Origin of the sequence: Tsukamurella ocularis (genome assembly GCF_965138335.1) — a bacterium.
Classification (GTDB): domain Bacteria; phylum Actinomycetota; class Actinomycetes; order Mycobacteriales; family Mycobacteriaceae; genus Tsukamurella; species Tsukamurella ocularis_A.
Window position 1 is genome coordinate 172505 of sequence record NZ_CBCSDV010000002.1, and the last position, 19112, is coordinate 191616.

17 protein-coding genes and 1 pseudogene are annotated in these 19112 nt (G+C 70.2%); 10 read left to right on the top strand and 8 right to left on the bottom strand.

All coding sequences use genetic code 11. The annotated features are described in order from the left end of the window. Window positions 1-17: 17 nt before the first annotated feature. The 3 genes from ACNAYW_RS03550 to ACNAYW_RS03560 form a co-directional block, all read right to left on the bottom strand. The gene (locus ACNAYW_RS03550) at window positions 18-674 is read right to left on the bottom strand and encodes a CE1759 family FMN reductase (protein WP_415848371.1); all 657 of its coding nucleotides are present in this window, start codon (window positions 672-674) and stop codon (window positions 18-20) included. Window positions 675-676: 2 nt separating this feature from the next. Beyond that, a complete protein-coding gene (locus ACNAYW_RS03555; protein WP_415848372.1) occupies window positions 677-1810 on the bottom strand; it encodes an LLM class flavin-dependent oxidoreductase in 1134 nt (377 codons plus the stop codon). 89 nt (window positions 1811-1899) lie between these two features. Continuing rightward, window positions 1900-2616 carry a hypothetical protein gene (locus tag ACNAYW_RS03560; protein WP_415848373.1) on the bottom strand — a complete coding sequence of 239 codons (717 nt, stop codon included), beginning with the start codon at window positions 2614-2616 and terminating at the stop codon, window positions 1900-1902. Between the two features lie 166 nt (window positions 2617-2782). Here ACNAYW_RS03560 and ACNAYW_RS03565 point away from each other — a divergent pair, with 166 nt between their 5' ends. Next, on the top strand, window positions 2783-3733 hold the full coding sequence (locus ACNAYW_RS03565) for an acyl-ACP desaturase (RefSeq protein WP_415848374.1): 951 nt from the start codon (window positions 2783-2785) through the stop codon (window positions 3731-3733). 48 nt (window positions 3734-3781) lie between these two features. Here ACNAYW_RS03565 and ACNAYW_RS03570 read toward each other — a convergent pair whose 3' ends face one another. Beyond that, the gene (locus ACNAYW_RS03570; protein WP_415848375.1) at window positions 3782-4483 is read right to left on the bottom strand and encodes an NUDIX hydrolase; all 702 of its coding nucleotides are present in this window, start codon (window positions 4481-4483) and stop codon (window positions 3782-3784) included. 48 nt (window positions 4484-4531) lie between these two features. Here ACNAYW_RS03570 and nadA point away from each other — a divergent pair, with 48 nt between their 5' ends. From nadA to ACNAYW_RS03590, 4 genes are read left to right on the top strand one after another with little or no spacing between them, the layout of a single operon-like run. Continuing rightward, the gene (gene nadA, locus ACNAYW_RS03575; protein WP_415848376.1) at window positions 4532-5587 is read left to right on the top strand and encodes a quinolinate synthase NadA; all 1056 of its coding nucleotides are present in this window, start codon (window positions 4532-4534) and stop codon (window positions 5585-5587) included. Beyond that, on the top strand, window positions 5584-7119 hold the full coding sequence (gene nadB, locus ACNAYW_RS03580; protein ID WP_415848377.1) for an L-aspartate oxidase: 1536 nt from the start codon (window positions 5584-5586) through the stop codon (window positions 7117-7119). Before nadA ends, nadB begins: the two co-directional genes overlap by 4 nt. Then, the gene (gene nadC / locus ACNAYW_RS03585) at window positions 7116-7979 is read left to right on the top strand and encodes a carboxylating nicotinate-nucleotide diphosphorylase (protein ID WP_415848378.1); all 864 of its coding nucleotides are present in this window, start codon (window positions 7116-7118) and stop codon (window positions 7977-7979) included. The genes nadB and nadC overlap by 4 nt, the downstream gene beginning before the upstream one ends. 39 nt (window positions 7980-8018) lie before the next feature. Further along, entirely contained in the window at window positions 8019-9083 is a 1065-nt protein-coding gene (locus tag ACNAYW_RS03590) for an NAD(P)-dependent alcohol dehydrogenase (RefSeq protein ID WP_415848379.1), read from the top strand. Window positions 9084-9098: 15 nt separating this feature from the next. Here ACNAYW_RS03590 and ACNAYW_RS03595 read toward each other — a convergent pair whose 3' ends face one another. Genes ACNAYW_RS03595 through ACNAYW_RS03605 form a run of 3 tightly spaced genes read right to left on the bottom strand, consistent with a single transcriptional unit; the run spans window position 9099 to window position 10657 of the window. Then, window positions 9099-9506: a VOC family protein gene (locus tag ACNAYW_RS03595; RefSeq protein WP_415848380.1), complete on the bottom strand. Its 408-nt coding sequence runs from the start codon at window positions 9504-9506 to the stop codon at window positions 9099-9101. Window positions 9507-9516: 10 nt separating this feature from the next. Next, on the bottom strand, window positions 9517-9978 hold the full coding sequence (locus ACNAYW_RS03600; RefSeq protein WP_415848381.1) for a helix-turn-helix transcriptional regulator: 462 nt from the start codon (window positions 9976-9978) through the stop codon (window positions 9517-9519). Next, a complete protein-coding gene (locus ACNAYW_RS03605; RefSeq protein WP_415848382.1) occupies window positions 9944-10657 on the bottom strand; it encodes a lysophospholipid acyltransferase family protein in 714 nt (237 codons plus the stop codon). Before ACNAYW_RS03605 ends, ACNAYW_RS03600 begins: the two co-directional genes overlap by 35 nt. Window positions 10658-10834: 177 nt before the next feature. Here ACNAYW_RS03605 and hisD point away from each other — a divergent pair, with 177 nt between their 5' ends. From hisD to ACNAYW_RS03625, 4 genes are all read left to right on the top strand, one after another. Next, a complete protein-coding gene (gene hisD, locus ACNAYW_RS03610; protein WP_415848383.1) occupies window positions 10835-12181 on the top strand; it encodes a histidinol dehydrogenase in 1347 nt (448 codons plus the stop codon). Then, a complete protein-coding gene (locus ACNAYW_RS03615; RefSeq protein ID WP_415848384.1) occupies window positions 12178-13293 on the top strand; it encodes a histidinol-phosphate transaminase in 1116 nt (371 codons plus the stop codon). The genes hisD and ACNAYW_RS03615 overlap by 4 nt, the downstream gene beginning before the upstream one ends. Window positions 13294-13301: 8 nt before the next feature. Then, on the top strand, window positions 13302-13916 hold the full coding sequence (gene hisB / locus ACNAYW_RS03620) for an imidazoleglycerol-phosphate dehydratase HisB (RefSeq protein WP_068565414.1): 615 nt from the start codon (window positions 13302-13304) through the stop codon (window positions 13914-13916). A 130-nt stretch (window positions 13917-14046) separates the two neighbouring features. Next, window positions 14047-15951 carry a M61 family metallopeptidase gene (locus ACNAYW_RS03625; protein ID WP_415848385.1) on the top strand — a complete coding sequence of 635 codons (1905 nt, stop codon included), beginning with the start codon at window positions 14047-14049 and terminating at the stop codon, window positions 15949-15951. Between the two features lie 26 nt (window positions 15952-15977). On the opposite strand, the gene allB is transcribed toward ACNAYW_RS03625, so the two are convergent. Further along, on the bottom strand, window positions 15978-17327 hold the full coding sequence (gene allB / locus ACNAYW_RS03630; RefSeq protein ID WP_415848386.1) for an allantoinase AllB: 1350 nt from the start codon (window positions 17325-17327) through the stop codon (window positions 15978-15980). A 245-nt stretch (window positions 17328-17572) separates the two neighbouring features. Between allB and ACNAYW_RS03635 the strand changes: the two are divergent. After that, window positions 17573-19109 (top strand): annotated as a pseudogene (locus tag ACNAYW_RS03635) (NCS1 family nucleobase:cation symporter-1). The last annotated feature ends 3 nt before the right edge of the window (window positions 19110-19112 follow it).

Here is a 19112-nt window from a genome sequence, read left to right on the forward strand (position 1 = left end):
GGCGGCTGCCGGAGGTGTCAGTCGCCGGTGTGCCCGCGGAGCAGGTCCGCGAAGTCGGCGACGGGTCCCAGGTCGAGGGACTTCCCGGAGCGCTTGGGGGCGCCGAGGTCCGACGGTCCGCCGAAGCCTGCCACGGCACCGTCGGCCTGGACGAGCGCCCCGGCGAGCTCCGCCCCGGCCCGTGAGATGCGGGCCGCGAGTTCGGACGAGCCGAAGTCCTCGGTCGCGGCGAAGACGCCGGTCGCCAGGATCTGCGCGCGCAGGTAGCTGAACAGGGGCCGCAGGGCGTGGTCGAGCACCAGCGAGTGCCGCGCCGTCCCGGCGGTCGCCGCGACGAGGACCGGGACGCCGGTGAGGGCATCGGGGTCGAGCGCGTCGAAGAACATCTTGAACAGCCCGCTGTAGCTCGCGGTGAACACGGGCGAGACGGCGATCAGGCCGTCCGCGGCGGCGATGGCGTCCTTCGCCGCGCTCAGCGCGGGGGTCGGGACGCCGGTGGTCATGACGGTCGCGAGGTCACGAGCGAGCTCGCGCACCTCGATCACGGTCACGTCCACCGCCTCGCCGCGGGCCGACACCGCGGCCCGCGTCGCGTCGGCGAGCTGGTCCGCCAGCAGGCGGGTCGACGACGGCTCGGACACGCCGGCCGCGACGACGACCAGGGAGCGTGCCATGGTCAGGCCTCCTTCGTGACGGCGAGGTCCTGGGCGGGCAGCACCAGGCGGTGCGGCGAGTCCGGGCCGGCGGCGACGAGGGACGCGTGGTTCGGCGGGTCCGACGGGACGTGCGCCGGGCGGCGCAGCTCGAACTCCTTGCGGAGCACGGGGACCACCTGCGTACCGAGGATCTCCACCTGCTCGAGCACCTGGTCCAGGGGGAGTCCGGCGTGGTCGAGGAGGAACAGCTGGCGCTGGTAGTCGCCGGCGAAGTCCGCGAAGCCGAGGGTCTTCTCGATCACCTGCTCGGGGGTGCCGACGGTCAGTGGCGTCATCTGCTCGAAGTCCTCCAGCGACGGGCCGTGGCCGTACACGGGGGCCTCGTCGAAGTACGGGCGGAAGCGGCGCTTCGCCTCGGCCTCGGTCTCGGCCATGAAGACCTGGCCGCCGAGGCCGACGATGGCCTGGTCCGCGGAGCCGTGCCCGTAGTGCTCGAAGCGCTGCCGGTACAGGCGCACCATCTGCTCGGTGTGCTCCTTGTTCCAGAAGATGTTGTTGTGGAAGAAGCCGTCGCCGTAGAAGGCGGCCTGCTCGGCGATCTCGGGCGAGCGGATCGAGCCGTGCCACACGAAGGGCGGCGTGCCGTCGAGCGGTGCCGGCGTCGAGGTGTAGCTCTGCAGGGGCGTGCGGAACTGGCCCTCCCAGTCGACGACGGGCTCGCGCCACAGGCGCCGCAGCAGGTGGTAGTTCTCGATGGCCAGCGGGATGCCCTGGCGGATGTCCTTGCCGAACCACGGGTACACGGGACCCGTGTTGCCGCGGCCCAGGGTGAGGTCGACGCGACCCTCGGCGAGGTGCTGGAGCATCGCGTAGTCCTCGGCGATCTTCACCGGGTCGTTCGTGGTGATGAGCGTCGTCGCGGTGCTGAGCGTGAGGTGCTGCGTCTTGGCGGCGATCCAGCCGAGCAGCGTGGTGGGGGAGCTGGGGACGAACGGCGGGTTGTGGTGCTCGCCCGTGGCGAAGACGTCGAGGCCCACCTCCTCGGCCTTGAGCGCGATCTTCGTCATCGCCTCGATGCGCTCGTGCTCGCTGACGGTGGTGCCCGTGGTCGGATCCGTGGTGACGTCGCCGACGCTGAAGATTCCGAACTGCATGTCCATCCTTCCCGATCGGGCCCCTGTTCGGGCCCTTCGAGAACTGTAACGGACTGCGGTCCGGATCTATTTCCGTGGGTCGGCCGGGGTCAGATCGGCTCGCGGCGCACCACGTCGGACGAGTTGAGGATGAGCACCTCGCGGTCGCTCTCGGTGAGCGCGGTGAGGAACCCGGATTCCACCTTGAGCACGTGCGCGGTCACGACGCCCGTCTTGGTGTGCAGCCGCTCCGCCGGCGACCAGGGCGTGCGTTCGACGGCGGCGAGCAGCAGCACGGCGATGGCCGCGATGGAACCGACCTCGCGCACCGCGAAGTCGACGGTCCGCCCGCTGATCCCCTCGGCTGACCAGCGCTTCACGGCGATGATCGCGAGCGCGATCGCGGCGGCGCCGAGGGGTACCCAGACGTAGCCGTAGGTGATCGTGAGCGCGATGCACGCCGTCGCGAGCACCGCGACGAGCAGGGCCGACCACACGCTCGTCGGCGAGTCGGTGTGCATCCGCCACACCAGGCGCACCGCCGAGAGCGGCAGCAGGATCATCACCAGCGCGCTCGTGAACTCGGGATCGCTCATGAGGGTGCCGAGCACGATGGTCAGCGCGCTGTTGACGTCGGTCACCGCCATGATGCGCGAGGCAACGCGCCAGTCCCATTCCGAGACGACGAGCAGGCGGAGCACCACGAACAGCACCGCGACGCTCGCGCCGGTGCCGAGCGTGCGGACGATCCGGGCGTCGGTGGCGTCCGCGAGCTTCTTCGCGATCGCGCGGTTCTGGTCCGCATCGTCCGCCTGCGCATCGCTCACACGCGGATCGTAAGCGCGGTGGCGCCGTCCGTGGTTGCGATCGCGGGCTCTCGCTCCGTGCGACGACGGAGCCGCGAACGTTGCTTTCGTACCGCAATTCTTCCTGCGGGAACCGGGAGGGGCGTCCTACCATCGGAATCGTCCGTACCCGACCGAGGCGCTGAACATGTCGACACTCACCGACCTGCAACTGCTGACCGAGCTCGAACCCGTGGTGGAGAACAACATCAACCGCCACCTGGGCGTGGCGAAGGCGTGGAATCCTCACGACTACGTGCCGTGGGACGACGGCAGGAACTTCGCCGCGCTGGGCGGCACCGATTGGGAGCTCGCGCAGTCCCCGCTCTCCGAGGTGGCGCGCGTCGCGATGATCACCAACCTCCTCACCGAGGACAACCTCCCGTCGTACCACCGCACGATCGCCGACAACTTCTCCCTCGACGGTGCGTGGGGCACCTGGGTGGGCCGCTGGACGGCGGAGGAGAACCGGCACAGCATCGCGATGCGCGACTACCTGCTCGTGACCCGCTCGGTCGACCCCGTCAAGCTCGAGCGCGACCGCATGACGCACCTGGAGCTCGGCGTCGAGGCGCCGGAGAACTACGGCGGCGTGCTCGATCAGGTCGTGTACGTGACCATCCAGGAGCTCGCGACCCGTATCAGCCACCGGCAGACGGCGCGCGTCTGCGACGAGCCGGTGGCGGATGCGCTGCTCAAGCGGATCGCCACCGACGAGAACCTGCACATGATCTTCTACCGGAACCTGACGGCCGCCGCGCTGGAGATCGCACCGGACCAGGTGCTGAAGTCGATCGTCAAGGTCACCACGAACTTCGTCATGCCGGGCGAGGGCAAACCCGACTTCCGGCGCAACGGCGTGCTCATGGTCAAGCACGGGATCTACGACCTGCGGCAGCACCTCGACGACGTGCTCCGGCCGATCTTCAAGGTCTGGGGCCTGTTCGACCGGACCGACGTCTCGGCAGCGGGCGAGCAGTACCGCGACGAGCTCGGGCGCTACCTGGAGCGCCTCGAGGCCGACGTGGTGCGGTTCGAGGAGAGCCGGGCGCGCGCCGTCGAGCGGGAGCGGGCGCGCGCGGAGCGCAGGTCGGCCTGAGGTGCCCGGGCCCGGAGTCTCCCGGTTCGACGGTGCCCCGCGCGCCGGTCAGCCGGGCGGGCGCAGGGTCGCGAACTCGTCGGTGATCCGTAGGTAGGAGTCGGTGAACCGGTAGAGCGCGGGCGGGCGGCCGCGCGTCGCCTGACCGGTCTCGCCCGTCGCGGTGATCACCGATCGGCGGGACAGGATGCGGAGCAGGTTCGTCGAATCCACGGGGTAGCCCAACACCGCGACGTAGATGTCGCGCAGCTGCGAGACGGGAAAGGCGCGCGGGGCGAGCGCGAAGCCGATGTTCGAGTAGGACAGTCGCGATGCGAGCCGGGCCCGCGCGCGGTGCACCATCGCCGCGTGGTCGAAGGCCATGGTCGGGAGCGCCTCGACCGGGTGCCAGGTGGTGTCGTCGGGCAGGCGGGGGTCGGTTCCCGAGCGGACGAGGCCGAGGAAGACCGACGCGAGCGTGCGGTCCGCGTACTGGTTCGCGGGCACGCGGTGCGGATCGGAGAACTCGGCGAACTGCTCGAGATGCGCGACCTCGGTGAGGTCGACCTTCTCCGCGAGCAGTCGGCGCGCGCTCGTCGGGAGGTCCTCCCGCGCGTCCAGGAGCCCGCCGGGAAGCGACCAAGCGCCCTGGTCGGGGGCGAGGGCGCGCTGCCACAGCAGGACCTCGACGGTGCCCTCGCTCACGCGGAACACGACGGAAAGGACTTCGTGTGCGACACGGGGCGGCGGGGCGGTGCTAACATCGGCCATATATCGATCATAGGTCGATAAATCATCGGATCGAGAAAGGGAGGCGAGATGACCACAGCCACGTCCGCCGCCACCACGGAATTCAGCTCGCCGCTCTCGGAGCGGATCGTCGAGGGCGGTGGCATGTACACCGGCGTCGACGGCGACCGGGAGTGGGCGGCCGAGGTCAAGCGTCTCGCGAAGCTCCGCGACGCCACGATCCTCGCCCACAACTACGAGCTGCCCGCGATCCAGGACGTCGCCGATTTCGTCGGCGACTCGCTGGCGCTGTCGCGGATCGCCGCCGAGGTCTCCACGTCGACGATCGTCTTCTGCGGTGTGCACTTCATGGCCGAGACCGCGAAGATCCTCAGCCCCGAGAAGACGGTGCTGATCCCGGACCAGCGGGCGGGCTGCTCGCTGGCGGACTCCATCAAGGCCGTCGAGCTGCAGGAGTGGAAGGACGAGCACCCCGGCGCCGTCGTCGTCTCCTACGTCAACACCACGGCCGAGGTGAAGGCCCTTACCGACATCTGCTGCACGTCGTCGAACGCCGTCGAGGTGGTGCAGTCGATCCCCGAGGACACGGAGATCCTGTTCCTGCCCGACCAGTTCCTCGGCGCGCACGTCAAGCGCGTCACCGGCCGGCAGAACATGCACATCTGGGCGGGCGAGTGCCACGTGCACGCCGGCATCAACGGCGACGAGCTCGCCGCGCAGGCCAAGGCCCACCCCGACGCCGACCTGTACGTGCACCCCGAGTGCGGCTGCGCGACCTCCGCGCTCTATCTGGCCGGCGAGGGTGCCGTCCCGGACGACCGGGTCAAGATCCTCTCCACCGGCGGCATGCTCGACGCCGCCCGCGAGACCGGCGCCAAGGAGGTCCTCGTGGCCACCGAGGTCGGCATGCTGCACCAGCTGCGGATGGCGGCGCCCGGCGTCGAGTTCCGCGCCGTCAACGACCGCGCCTCGTGCAAGTACATGAAGATGATCACGCCCGCGGCGCTGCTGCGCTGTCTCGTGGAGGGTAAGGACGAGGTCTTCGTCGACGCCGCCATGGCCGACGCCGGCCGCAAGGCCGTGACGCGGATGATCGGGATCGGGCAGCCCGGCGGCGGGGAATGACCACCACCGTCGGGAGCGGAGCGAGCGGGGTGCGTGTGACCGCCGTCGCCGACCTGCTCGTCGTCGGCGCGGGCGTCGCGGGCCTGACCGCCGCGGTGGCCGCGGCGGACGCGGGCCTGACGGTCACGGTGCTGTTCAAGCCCGCGACCGGTGGCGCACCGTCGACCTCGACGGCGTACGCACAGGGCGGGATCGCCGTGGTCGACCCCTCGGACCCCGAGGACTCGATCGACCGGCACGTGGCCGACACCGTCGGCGCCGGCGGGCCGCTCGTCGACGTGGTCGCGACGCGGTCGATCCTGGCGGACGGGCCCGCCGCCGTGGACCGGCTGATCGGCTGGGGTGCGGAGTTCGACCGTCGGGCCGACGGCCGTCTCAAGCGGACCCGCGAGGGCGGCCACACCGTCTCGCGGATCATCCACGCGGGCGGCGACGCCACCGGCGCAGAGGTGCAGCGCGCCCTCACCGCCGCCGCGAAGACGCGGCCCACCCTCTCCGCCCGCCCCGCGCAGGCGTACGCGCTGCTCGCCGACGGTGACCGCATCGTCGGGGTCCGTACGGCCGAGGGCGATGCGTTCGGGCGTACCGTCCTGCTCGCCACCGGCGGCGCCGGTCACCTGTTCTCGAGCACCACCAATCCGTTGGGAGCCACCGGCGACGGGATCGCCTTGGCGGAGGCGGCGGGCGCGGAGGTGTGCGAACTCGAGTTCGTCCAGTTCCACCCGACGATGCTCTACACCCCGGGCGCGCGCGGCCGGCGGCCGCTCATCTCCGAGGCCGTCCGCGGTGAGGGCGCGCACCTCGTCGATGCGAACGGCGACGCCGTCATGGACGGCGTGCACCCGATGGGCGACCTCGCGCCGCGCGACGTGGTGGCCCGCGCCGTCACCGAGGCGATGGAGCGCACCGGCGCGCCCTGCGTGTACCTCGACGCGACGATGATCCCCGATGTCGCGCAGCGCTTCCCGACGGTGACCGAGGCCGTCCGCGCCGCGGGCATCGACCCGCAGACCGACCTCGTTCCGGTTGTGCCGGGAGCGCATTACCTGTGCGGTGGCGTGGTCACCGACCTGCACGGCGCGACCGGCGTCCCCGGCCTCTACGCAGCGGGGGAGGTCGCGCGCACCGGGCTGCACGGCGCCAACCGGCTCGCCTCCAACAGCCTGCTCGAGGCTCTGGTGATGGGCCTGCGCGTGGCGACCGCTGCGCAGTCGGCGCCCGCCCTCGTGCGTTCCGACGCGATCCGCGAGGTCGCGCCGCCGCATGCACGCGCGGAGCGGGATGCCCTGCAGGACGCCATGACCCGGTCGTGCGGCGTGCGGCGCACCGTCGACGGGCTGTCCGGCTTGACCGCCCTGCTGGCCGATCCGGCCTTCGTCGCCGATGCCCCCGCGGTATCTTCCCGGGACCGGGAGGACGCCGTGCTCACCGCGGTGGCGCGGCGGATGGCGGGGCAGGCCCTCGCCCGACAGGAATCCGTGACCGTGCCCGCGTGTGGGCGTGGTGAAGCAGTAGTGGAGGTAGGCCCGTGACCGAGCTGACGCTGGAGCCCGATCGCGCGGAAGTGGTGCGCCTCATCCGCACCGCGCTCGACGAGGACCTCCGCTACGGCCCCGACGTCACGAGCGAGGCCACCGTGCCCGCGGGGGCGACGACCCTCGCCAAGGTCATCAGTCGCGAGCACGGGGTGCTCGCGGGGATCCCCGTCGCGGAGTGGGTGCTCGACGAGGTGGTCGGGCCCGGCAACTACCGCGTGCCCGCCAAGATCGCCGACGGCACCGTGATCGCGCCGGGCGATGTGGCCATGGCCATCGAGGGGCCGACGCTCGCCCTGCTCACCGCCGAGCGCACGCTGCTCAACATCGTGACCCACCTCTCGGGCATCGCGACCGCGACGGCGGCGTGGGTCGCCGAGGTCGAGGGCACCGGCGCGAAGATCCGCGACAGCCGCAAGACCCTTCCCGGCATGCGCGCGCTGCAGAAGTACGCCGTCCGCGCGGGCGGGGGAGTCAACCACCGGATGGGGCTCGGCGACGAGGCGCTCATCAAGGACAACCACGTGGTCGCGGCGGGCTCCGTCACCGCGGCGATCGAGGCGGTGCGGCGCCGGGCCCCGGGCGTGCCGCTCGAGGTGGAGGTCGACTCGCTCGACCAGCTCGAGGAGGCCTTCGACCTCGGCGTCGATCTGGTGCTGCTCGACAACATGCCGCTGTGGATGACGCAGTCCGCCGTGCAGCGACGCAAGAAGCTCGCCCCGCGCACCAAGCTGGAGTCGTCGGGCGGGCTGACCCTCGAGGCCGCCGCGGATTACGCCCGGACCGGCGTCGACTACCTGGCCGTCGGGGCGCTCACGCACTCGGTGCGGGCGCTCGACCTCGGTCTCGACCTGTAGCGAGGGGCGCACGGCGGCGGACGCCGCGGAGGGCGCACAATGGGAAGCATGATCGTGAACGCATATGGAGCCGTGTCCGCAACCGAGCCGCTCGAGCCGATGACGATCGAGCGCCGCGATCCGGGACCGCACGACGTGCAGATCGCCGTCCGCTACGCGGGCATCTGCCACAGCGACATCCACACCGTCCGGAGCGAGTGGGGTCCGGCCCGGTACCCGGTGGTTCCCGGCCACGAGATCGCGGGCGAGGTCACCGCGATCGGCTCCGAGGTCACGAAGTTCGCGGTCGGCGACCGCGTCGGCGTCGGCTGCTTCGTCGACTCCTGCCGCGAGTGCGCGGCGTGCCTGCGCGGCGAGGAGCAGTACTGCGAGCGCGGGATGGTCGGTACCTACAACGCGAAGGGCCGCGACGGGCTGCCCACGCAGGGCGGCTACTCGACGGGCATCGTCGTGGACGAGAACTACGTGCTCCGGGTGCCCGAGAGCATCGACTACGCCGCGGCCGCGCCGCTGCTGTGCGCCGGGATCACGCTGTTCAGCCCGCTCCGCCACTGGAACGTGGGCCCGGGCAGCAAGGTCGCGATCATCGGCCTCGGCGGCCTCGGCCACATGGGCGTGAAGCTGGCCGCGGCGATGGGCGCCGAGGTCACGGTGCTCAGCCAGTCGCTCAAGAAGATGGAGGACGGCCTGCGCCTGGGCGCGCAGCACTACTACGCGACCTCCGATCCCGACACCTTCAAGGTGCTGCGCAACCGCTTCGACGTCATCATCAACACCGTCTCGGCGAACCTCGACATGCATCCGTACTTCGGGATGCTGGCCGTCGACGGCACGCTCGTCGAGGTCGGCCTGCCCGAGCACCCGGTGCCGGTCAACGTCTTCGACCTGACCCGCAACCGGCGCTCGTTCGCGGGCTCGATGATCGGCGGCATCGCCCAGACGCAGGAGATGCTCGACTTCTGCGCCGAGCACGGCATCGGCTCCGAGATCGAGCTGATCTCCGCCGATCAGATCAACGAGGCCTACGAGCGCGTGATCGCCTCGGACGTGCGGTACCGCTTCGTGATCGACACCGCGACGCTCGAGGCGCCCGCCACCGCCTGAGCCCGAGCGGCTCGCTCAGAGTTGGTTGATCCGGATCAGGTTCCCCGCCGGGTCGCGGAAGGCGCAGTCGCGCACGCCGTAGTCCTGGTCCATCGGCTCCTGCACCACGTCCGCGCCCGCGCCGGCGACCCGCTCGAACAGGCCGTCCAGATCGTCGGTCGAGAGCGTGACCGCGGTGTAGGCGCCCTTGGCGATGAGGTCGAGCACCGTCTGCCGCTCGTCCTCGGTGACGCCCGGGTCCATCGCCGGCGGATGCAGCAGGATCGACGTCTGCGGCTGGCCGGCCGGACCGACGGTGAGCCAGCGCATGTCCTGGTACCCGACGTCCTTGCGGACCTCGAAGCCGAGGAGGTCGCGGTAGAAGGCGAGAGCCGCCTCGGCATCGGTGTGGGGGAGGTAGGCGAGCGAGATCGTGAGGTTCATGCGGCCCACGTTATTGCGGCGGGGCGTGCGGTGCTTCTCGATTCCTGACCGGTCGCATGACCTGCCGGGCCAGGCACGCGGGAATGCCCTCGGCGGCGGCGCTGTGGTCGCGCTTGTACACGCTGGGCGGCACGCCCACGAGCTCGGTGAACCGCGTGCTGAAGGTGCCCAGCGAGGAGCAACCCACCGCGAAGCAGGCGTCGGTCACCGAGACGTCGCCGCGGCGCAGCAGCATCATCGCCCGCTCGATGCGGCGGGTCATGAGGTACGAGTACGGCGATTCGCCGTAGACCCGCTTGAACTCCCGGCTCAGGTGTCCCGCGGACAGGTGCGCGCCGCGCGCCAGCTCCTCGACGTCGAGCGGCCGCGCGAACTCGCGGTCGATGCGATCGCGCACCCGGCGCAGCACCGCCAGGTCGCGCGCCCGCTGCGCCGGATCAGGACTCCGGGCGCCACTTCTTGGCGTACTCATCCACGTACTCCTGCCCGGTGAGCGCCTGGATCTCCAACATGAGCCGGTCGGTGATGGAGCGCTCGAGTGCGTGCCGCTCGTCGGGATCCGACGGGATGTCGTACTCGATGGGCTCGATCGGCTTGGCGAACTTCACCTGGACCCGCTCGGCGTGCCAGCTGAACGGCCCGGGGGGCGAGACCTTATCGGTGCCGATGACGCCGACGGGAATGATCGGCACGTTCGCCTCGAGGGCGATCCGGACCAGGCCGGTGCGCCCGCGGTACAGCCGGCCGTCGGGGGAGCGGGTGCCCTCGGGGTACATGCCCACCAGGCGGCCCTCGTCGAGGAGCTTCTTCGCGGTGTTCAGGGCCGCGGTCGCGGCGTCGCCGCCCGAGCGGTCGATCGGCACCTGGCCGGTCTGCGTGTAGAAGAACTTCTGCAGCTTGCCGGAGAGGCCCGGCGCGGTGAAGTAGTCGCTCTTCGCCAGGTAGGAGATCCGGCGCGGCACCACCAGCGGCACGAACAACCAGTCGGCGATGGACAGGTGATTGCCCGCGATGAGCGCCGGGCCCTCGGCCGGGATGTTCTCCAGGCCCTCGACGGTCGGCCGGTTCACCAGCCGGATCGTCGGTCCCACCGACACGTGCTTGATCAGCCAGTACAGGAGGCCCTGGTCGCCGTGGTTGGTCTCAGCCATGGCGGATAACTTACCGGACCGTCAGCTGCCGGTGAGGGGTGAAGGCGCGGTGCGCGAGGGGCCTGTGACGGTACCCACACCGGTGACCGGTCGTCGCTCCGCACGGCCGACGCGGAGCCGACGCCCGGCCGACGCCCGGCCGGAAACCGGGTGGCGCGCGACCCATAGAATGGAGCCATGTCTGATCTGCAGCTGAGCCGTCTCGACCTGCGTGGTCGGCGTCCGTCGCTCACCGAGCTGCGCGCGGCGCTCCCGCGCGGCGGCGTCGACGTCGACGCGGTGGTGCCACAGGTGCGGCCCATCGTGGACGCGGTCGCCGAGCGGGGCGCGGAGGCGGCCCTCGAGTTCGGTGAGAAGTTCGACGGTGTCCGCCCGGGCACCGTCCGGGTTCCCGCTGCCGCGCTGCAGCGTTCTCTCGCCGAGCTCGACCCCGCGATCCGCGAGGCGCTGGAGACGGCGATCAGCCGGGTCCGCACCGTGCACGCGGACCAGAAGCGCGTCGACACCGTCACCGAGGTCGTGCCCGGCGGCACCGTCACCGAGCGGTGGATCCCGGTCGACCGGGTGGGGCTCTACGTGCCCGGCGGTAACGCCGTCTACCCGTCGTCGGTGGTGATGAACGTGGTTCCCGCGCAGATCGCCGGCGTCGGCTCGCTCGTGGTGCTCTCGCCCGCGCAGAAGGACTTCGACGGGCTGCCCCACCCGACCATCCTCGCGGCGTGCGCGCTGCTCGGCGTCGACGAGGTCTGGGCGACGGGAGGCGCGCAGGGCATCGCCCTCGCCGCGCACGGCGGCACCGACCTCGACGGTGCCGAACTGGCCCCCGTCGACCTCATCACCGGCCCCGGCAACATCTACGTCACCGCCGCGAAGCGGTTGTGCCGCGGCCTCGTCGGCATCGACGCGGAGGCCGGCCCGACCGAGATCGCGATCCTCGCCGACCACACGGCCGACCCGGTGCACGTGGCCGCCGACCTCATCAGTCAGGCCGAGCACGACGTCATGGCCGCATCGGTCCTGGTCACCACCTCGCCCGAGCTCGCGGACCGCGTCGACCAGGCGCTCACCGCCCAGCTCGAGATCACCCGGCACCGCGAGCGGGTGGACACCGCGCTGCGGGGCCCGCAGTCCGGCACCGTCCTCGTGGACGACGTCGACGAGGGCCTCGCCGTCGTCAACGCCTACGCCGCGGAGCACCTGGAGATCCAGACCGCGGACGCGCGGGCCGTCGCCGGGAGGGTCCGCGCGGCCGGCGCGATCTTCGTCGGCCCGCACTCGCCCGTGAGCCTCGGCGACTACGCCGCCGGCAGCAACCACGTACTGCCGACCGCCGGCTGCGCGCGGCACAGCTCGGGGCTGTCCGTGCAGACCTTCCTGCGCGGCGTGCACGTGGTCGAGTACGACGAGGCCGCGCTCAAGGACATCGCGGGCACCGTGATCACCCTGGCCGAGTCGGAGGACCTGCCGGCGCACGGCGAGGCGGTGCGGCTGCGGTTCGAGTCGTTGAAGGGCGGCCGCGCGTGAACCCGCTGCCCGGCGAGGCGGTGAGCCTCGATCAGCTGCCCATCCGGGACACGTTGCGCGGCAAGGAGCCCTACGGTGCTCCGCAGCTGCCGGTGGCCGCCGCGATGAACACGAACGAGAACCCGCACCCGCCGAGCCCCGCGCTCGTCGCCGACATCGCCACCGCCGTCGGCGAGGCGGCCGCCGCGATGAACAGGTACCCGGACCGCGACCTCGCGGCGCTGCGGAACCGGTTGGCGGAGTACGTGACCGAGCGGACCGGCACCGTCGTCGGACCGCAGAACGTGTGGGCGGCCAACGGCTCCAACGAGATCCTGCAGCAGGTGCTGCAGGTCTTCGGTGGTCCCGGCCGCACGGCGATGGGCTTCGTCCCGAGCTACTCGATGCACCCCATCGTCTCGGACGGCACCGATACGCACTGGATCCCGGGGAAGCGCACGGCGGACTTCGGTCTCGACGTGGACTACGCCGTCGGCGCGATCGACGAACTGCGCCCCGACGTCCTGTTCCTGACGAACCCGAACAACCCGACGGGGCACCTCATCGCCGAGGACGATCTGATCCGGCTGATCGAGGTGGCGCCGGGCATCGTCATCGTCGACGAGGCCTACGGCGAGTTCAGTGCCGGCCCGTCGGCGGTGCGGCTGCTGGATCGCTTCGGCGAGAAGCTGATCGTGAGCCGCACGATGAGCAAGGCCTTCGCCTTCGCGGGCGGCCGTGTGGGGTACCTGGTGGCGGCGCCCGCGATCGTGGGCGCGATCCAGCTGGTACGCCTGCCCTACCATCTCTCGGTGTTCACGCAGGCCGCGGCGATCGCGGCGATCGACCACCGCGCGGAGACGCTGGCGTCGGTGGCGCATCTGTCGGCGGAGCGCGACCGGATCTCCGCCCGCCTGCGGGAGCTGGGCTACGACGTGATCGAATCGCACGCGAACTTCATCCTGTACGGCGGTTTCGCCGACGAGGCGGCCGCGTGGCGCACCTACCTCGACGGAGGGGTCCTGGTGCGCGACATGCACATCCCGGGGCACCTGCGCGTGTCGGTGGGGCTGGACCACGAGAACGACGCCTTCCTCGCGATCAGCGAGAAGCTGGCACCCGAGAAGAAGTGAGTGACGTCATGACCGACCGCATCGCCCGCATCGAGCGCACCACGAGGGAGTCCTCCATCGTGGTGGAGCTGAACCTCGACGGGACGGGCAGGACCGAGATCTCCACGGGCGTCCCGTTCTTCGACCACATGCTCACCGCCTTCGGCCAGCACGGCAGCTTCGACCTCACCGTGCAGGCCAAGGGCGACATCGAGATCGACGCGCACCACACGGTGGAGGACACCGCGATCGTGCTGGGCCAGGCGTTCGCGGAGGCGCTGGGCGATAAGAAGGGCATCCGCCGGTTCGGCGACTGCTTCATCCCGATGGACGAGACGCTGGCGCACGCCTCCGTGGACGTCTCCGGCCGGCCCTACGCCGTGCACACCGGGGAGCCCGACTACCTGGTGAGCTCCGTGATCGGCGGCTACCCGGGCGTGCCGTACTCGACGGTGATCAATCGGCACGTCTTCGAGTCCCTGGCGATGAACGCCCGGATCGCGCTGCACGTGCGCGTCCTCTACGGCCGCGACCCGCACCACATCACGGAGGCGGAGTTCAAGGCCGTCGCCCGCGCTCTGCGCGCCGCCGTCGAGCCGGACCCGCGGGTCACCGGCGTCCCGTCGACCAAGGGAACGCTCTAGGCAGCCGTGCCCGCCCGCCGCGGTACGACGACTCATTGATCCTGCTCCGCGGGATCCGCCCTTTCGGCGCGCGCGGAGCACAACAATTTCGTAGTATCAACGAAATTGTTTGCGGGAGTCGGGAGAGGCGATGTCCAAGGTCCGAGGCGTCAGCGCCGTCAGCATCGTGATCGCCCTCCTGGCGGGCCTGCTGGCCTGCGGTTCGCCGGACCGCGGTGGGGACGGCGCAGGGGGGCAGAAGCCCGTCTCGGTGTCCGTGGACGTCACCAACCTGCCGCAGCGCATCATCGGGGTGAAGCAGTCCATCCCCGTCAGCGCGGGCGAGGTGACTCTGCTCTACCCGCAGTGGTTGCCGGGCAACCATTCGCCGTCCGGGCCGATCGACAAGATCGCGGGAATCGCCTTCTCCGGCGGCGGGAAGAAGCTGGCGTGGAAGCGTGATCCGCTCAACGTCTACGCCCTGAAGGTCACGGTGCCCGACGGCGTCGACACCGTGGACGCGGCGTTCTCGTACCTGACACCCACCGACAGCACTCAGGGCCGCGTCGTCATGACGCCGAACATGCTGAACCTCCAGTGGAACGCGGTGCTGCTGTACCCGGCGGGGAAGCCCGCCGCGGAGATCCCGTTCACCGCGAGCGTGACCTATCCGCCGGGTTTCGAGGCCGGGACCGCCCTCGATGTCGACCGCCGCGAGGGGGACACCGTCGGGTACAAGACCGTTCCGCTCGACGTCCTCGTCGATTCGCCCGTCTACGCGGGCCGGTTCCACAAGCAGATCGATCTGGCCCCCGGTGCCGACGTCCCGGTGCGGCTCCAGGTCTTCGCCGACGCACCGGAACAGCTCGAGGCCAAGCCCGAGCACATCGAGCAGCACCGGGCGCTCGTACAACAGGCGGTCAAGCTGTACGGATCGCAGCACTACGACCACTACGACTTCCTGCTCTCGCTCTCGGACCAACTCAGCTCGAACGGGCTCGAGCACCAGCGCTCCAGCGAGAACGGCGAGCCGACCGACTACTTCACCGGGTGGAACCCCGCGGTGGGGAGCGACGATCTGCTCGGCCACGAGTACACCCATTCGTGGAACGGCAAGTTCCGGCGCCCGGCCGACCTCTGGACGCCCGACTTCAACACCCCGATGCAGGACAGCCTGATGTGGGTGTACGAGGGGCAGACCCAGTACTGGGGCAACGTGCTCACGGGCCGGGCAGGCCTGCGGCCGGCGGAGGTCTCCCGCGACGCGCTGGCGTCCGTGGTGGCCACGTACACCGACGGTCGCCCGGGGCTGAGCTGGCGGAGCCTGCAGGACACGACGAACGACCCCATCATCGCCCAGCGCCGCACCAAGCCGTACCGCTCGTGGCAGCTCAGCGAGGACTACTACCAGGGCGGTCAGCTCGTGTGGCTCGGTGTGGACGCGCGCATCCGCGAGCTCACGGGCAACACCAAGTCGCTGGACGACTTCGCTCGCACCTTCTTCGGCGTCGACGCGGGAACGTGGAGGACGCAGAACACCTACGACTTCGACAAGGTGGTCGCAGCGCTGAACGGTGTCGTCGCCGACGACTGGGCGACGTACCTGCGCGATCGCCTCGACGGTAGGGAACCGTTCGCCTCGACCGTCGAGAAGACCGGGTGGAAGCTGGTGTACGACAACAACCCGGGCGCCTTCCTCACGGAGCAGATGAAGGCGGCGCAGGGCGCCGCCAACTACACCTACTCCCTCGGCCTCAACGTCTCCGCGACGGGCAAGGTGACCGACGTCCGGTGGGACGGCCCCGCGTTCACGGCGAAGGTCGGGACGGGGATGACGGTGCTCGCGGTCAACGACGCCGCCTACTCGCAGGCCACGATGCAGACCGCGATCGAGGGCGCCAAAACGAACCCCGCTCCGATCCGGCTGCAGGTGAAGGACTTCGACCAGACGCGGACCATCGAGATCGACTACCACGACGGCCTGCGCTACCCGCACCTGCAGCGCATCGAGGGCACCCCGGACTACCTCAGCCAGATCCTGGCGAGCCGTCCGTAGCCGGGGCCCAGGGGCCTCGGGGCGGCCTAGGCCTCGCCGCGGCGGAGGAGGCGGCCGTGCGGGGTCTCGAAATCGACCTTCTCGCCCCGGAGCCAGGTGCCGCTGACGACGCCGGCGAGCGCGCGGCCGTCGTAGGGGGAGATCGCGTTCTTGTGATGGAGGTGGTGCACGTCGACGACCTGGGCCGCCTCGGGCTCGAAGATCGCGAAGTCGGCGTCGAAACCGAGGGCGATGCGGCCCTTGCGCGTCATGCCCGCCAGCTTCGCCGGGTTCGCCGACATCCATTCGAGGACCTGCTCGAGGGAGATCCCCCGCTTCTTGGCCTCGGTCCAGATGAGCTGCAGCCCCAGCTGGAGTGACGCGACGCCGCCCCAGGCCACGCCGAAGTCACCGTTCTCCACGTCCTTGAGGTCGATGGTCGACGGGGAGTGGTCGGAGACGATGCAGTCGATCGTCCCGTCCAGGAGCCCCTGCCACAGCAACTCGCGGTTCGACGCCTCGCGGATCGGCGGGCAGCACTTGTAGGCGGTGCCGCCGTTCGGGATCTCCTCGGCGAGCAGTGTCAGGTAGTGCGGGCAGGTCTCGACCGTGAGCTTGACCCCGTCGCGTCGCGCCGTCGCGATCATCGGCAGCGCGTCGGACGAGGAGAGGTGCAGGATGTGCGCCCGCGCCCCGGTCCAACGGGCGCGCTCGATGACGTCGGCGATGGCCACGTTCTCGGCGCCGCGGGGGCGGGAGGCGAGGAACTTCGCGTACTTGTCGCCCTCGGGCTCCGGGGCGTGATCGATCGCGCGGGAGTCCTCGGCATGCACGATCATCAGCGAGTCGAACGTGGCCAGCTCGGCCATGTCCTCCTCCATCTCGTCGGCGGTGAGGTGGGGGAACTCGTCGACGCCGGAATGCAGCAGGAAGCACTTGAAGCCGAAGACGCCGTCGTCGTGCAGGCCGCGCAACTCGCCCTTGTTGCCGGGCACCGCACCGCCCCAGAAGCCCACGTCGATGTACGCCTTGGGGCCCGCGACCTCGCGCTTGACGCGCAGGGCCTCGCGGTCCACGGTGGGCGGGATGGAGTTGAGCGGCATGTCGACCAGCGTGGTGACGCCGCCCGCGGCCGCTGCCTTCGTGGCGGATTCGAAGCCCTCCCAGTCGGTGCGACCGGGTTCGTTGACGTGCACGTGCGTGTCCACGAGGCCGGGGATCAGCACCTGCTCGTCGGTCAGTTCGATCACCTCGCGGCCGGCGAGACCGTTCCCGAGGGGCTCGATGGCGACCACCCGGCCGTCGCGGACGCCGACCTCGCGCGCCACCGTCCCGGCGGTCGTCACGATGCGGCGGCCGCGGACCACCAGGTCGTACTCGGCGGTGTCGGTGCTCATGCAGGTTCTCCTTCGCTAGAAATTCCGAGAGGCGGAATTTCGTCTCGATCCTGGGGCCACAGTAGGTGTGACCTGCGCCACTCGTCAAGAACGTCGTTTCCGTCGTGTGACGATCATATTCCGACATGCGACAAGGGCCTTGACACGCGCGCTGGGATAGGTCTTACTTATCGCTACAAGTGGAACAAAACTTCCGCACAACGGAACAGATTCGAGCGGTCAGCCAGCAGGAACGAAGGCCCAGCATGACAGAAGAACTCACCCCCCGCGGCGCGGTGGAGGCGAATCCGATCCGGCTCGGCGACGCCGACGTCGCCGATGTGCCCGACGTGGACGCCCTGAACCGGCTCAGCGCGGGCCTCTACAACCAGGACCTGGCGCCCACGAAGCGGGCGGGGCGGACCTGGGGCGGCTACAACATCTTCACCCTCTGGGCGAACGACGTGCACAGCCTCGGCAACTACGCCTTCGCCATCGGCCTGTTCGCCCTGGGGCTCGGCGGCTGGCAGATCCTGTTGGCCCTCGGTCTGGGCGGGGTCTTCCTGTTCGTCCTGCTCAACTTCTCCGGCTTCATGGGGGAGAAGACGGGGGTGCCCTTCCCCGTGATGAGCCGCATCTCCTTCGGCATCCGCGGGGCGCAGATCCCCGCACTGATCCGCGGCGTCGTCGCGATCGCCTGGTTCGGCATCCAGACCTATCTGGCATCGGTGGTCCTGCGCATCCTCATCATCGCGGTGGCGCCCGGCGCGGCGAACCTCGATACGAACCGCTTCCTCGGCCTCTCCACCCTTGGCTGGATCTCGTTCCTCGTCCTGTGGGTGGTCCAGCTGGTCATCGTCAGCTACGGGATGGAGATGATCCGCAAATACGAGGCCTTCGCCGGCCCGGTCATCCTGGTGACCATGGCGGCCCTCGCGGTCTGGATGCTCAGCAAGGCGGACTGGTCGATCGCCTGGACCACGCCGGAGTCCAAGACGGGCCTGGACATGTGGCTGCAGATCGTCGGCGGCGCGAGCCTCTGGGTCGCGATCTACGGCACCTTCGTCCTCAACTTCTGCGATTTCACGCGCAACGCGACCTCGAAGAAGTCCATCGTGCGCGGCAACTTCTTCGGCATCCCGCTCAACATGCTCCTGTTCGGCGCCATCGTGATCACGCTCGCCGGCGCGCAGTTCAAGATCAACGGCCAGGTCATCGAGTCACCCGCGGACATCGTCCAGACGGTGCCGAACACGCTGCTCCTGGTGCTCGCCTGCCTCGCCCTGCTCGTCCTCACCGTCGCCGTGAACCTGATGGCGAACTTCGTGGCCCCGATCTACGCGCTCAACAACCTGTTCCCGAAGCACCTGAACTTCCGCAGCGCAGGCCTCATCTCCGGCGTCATCGGGTTGGTCATCCTGCCCTGGAACCTCTACAACTCGCCCGCGGTCATCACCTACTTCCTGGGCGGTCTCGGTGCGCTCCTCGGCCCGCTGTTCGGCATCGTCATGGCCGACTACTGGCTGATCCGCAAGAGCAAGGTCAACGTGCCCGACCTGTACTGCGACCTGCCCGACGCCCCGTACTTCTACACCAGCGGTGTGAACCCGCGCGCCGTCATCGCGCTCGTACCCACCGCCGGCGCTGCTCATGGCCTTCGTGCCCGCCTTCCATGTGGTCTCGAACTACTCGTGGTTCATCGGCGCCGGCCTCGGCGCGCTCGTGTATCTGGTGGTGGCAGACCGCAAGGGCCCGTTCGTCGACGTCTCGGGCGAGCCGATCGCCGTCCCCAGCAAGCACTAGGAG

Bases quoted from the DNA above. Each gene is read 5' to 3' on its own strand.
- ACNAYW_RS03550 (WP_415848371.1), bottom strand. From the start codon at position 674: ATGGCACGCTCCCTGGTCGTCGTCGCGGCCGGCGTGTCCGAGCCGTCG.
- ACNAYW_RS03555 (WP_415848372.1), bottom strand. From the start codon at position 1,810: ATGCAGTTCGGAATCTTCAGCGTCGGCGACGTCACCACGGATCCGACC.
- ACNAYW_RS03565 (WP_415848374.1), top strand. From the start codon at position 2,783: ATGTCGACACTCACCGACCTGCAACTGCTGACCGAGCTCGAACCCGTG.
- ACNAYW_RS03570 (WP_415848375.1), bottom strand. From the start codon at position 4,483: ATGGCCGATGTTAGCACCGCCCCGCCGCCCCGTGTCGCACACGAAGTC.
- nadA (WP_415848376.1), top strand. From the start codon at position 4,532: ATGACCACAGCCACGTCCGCCGCCACCACGGAATTCAGCTCGCCGCTC.
- nadB (WP_415848377.1), top strand. From the start codon at position 5,584: ATGACCACCACCGTCGGGAGCGGAGCGAGCGGGGTGCGTGTGACCGCC.
- ACNAYW_RS03590 (WP_415848379.1), top strand. From the start codon at position 8,019: ATGGGAAGCATGATCGTGAACGCATATGGAGCCGTGTCCGCAACCGAG.
- ACNAYW_RS03595 (WP_415848380.1), bottom strand. From the start codon at position 9,506: ATGAACCTCACGATCTCGCTCGCCTACCTCCCCCACACCGATGCCGAG.
- ACNAYW_RS03600 (WP_415848381.1), bottom strand. From the start codon at position 9,978: ATGAGTACGCCAAGAAGTGGCGCCCGGAGTCCTGATCCGGCGCAGCGG.
- ACNAYW_RS03605 (WP_415848382.1), bottom strand. From the start codon at position 10,657: ATGGCTGAGACCAACCACGGCGACCAGGGCCTCCTGTACTGGCTGATC.
- hisD (WP_415848383.1), top strand. From the start codon at position 10,835: ATGTCTGATCTGCAGCTGAGCCGTCTCGACCTGCGTGGTCGGCGTCCG.
- hisB (WP_068565414.1), top strand. From the start codon at position 13,302: ATGACCGACCGCATCGCCCGCATCGAGCGCACCACGAGGGAGTCCTCC.
- ACNAYW_RS03625 (WP_415848385.1), top strand. From the start codon at position 14,047: ATGTCCAAGGTCCGAGGCGTCAGCGCCGTCAGCATCGTGATCGCCCTC.
- allB (WP_415848386.1), bottom strand. From the start codon at position 17,327: ATGAGCACCGACACCGCCGAGTACGACCTGGTGGTCCGCGGCCGCCGC.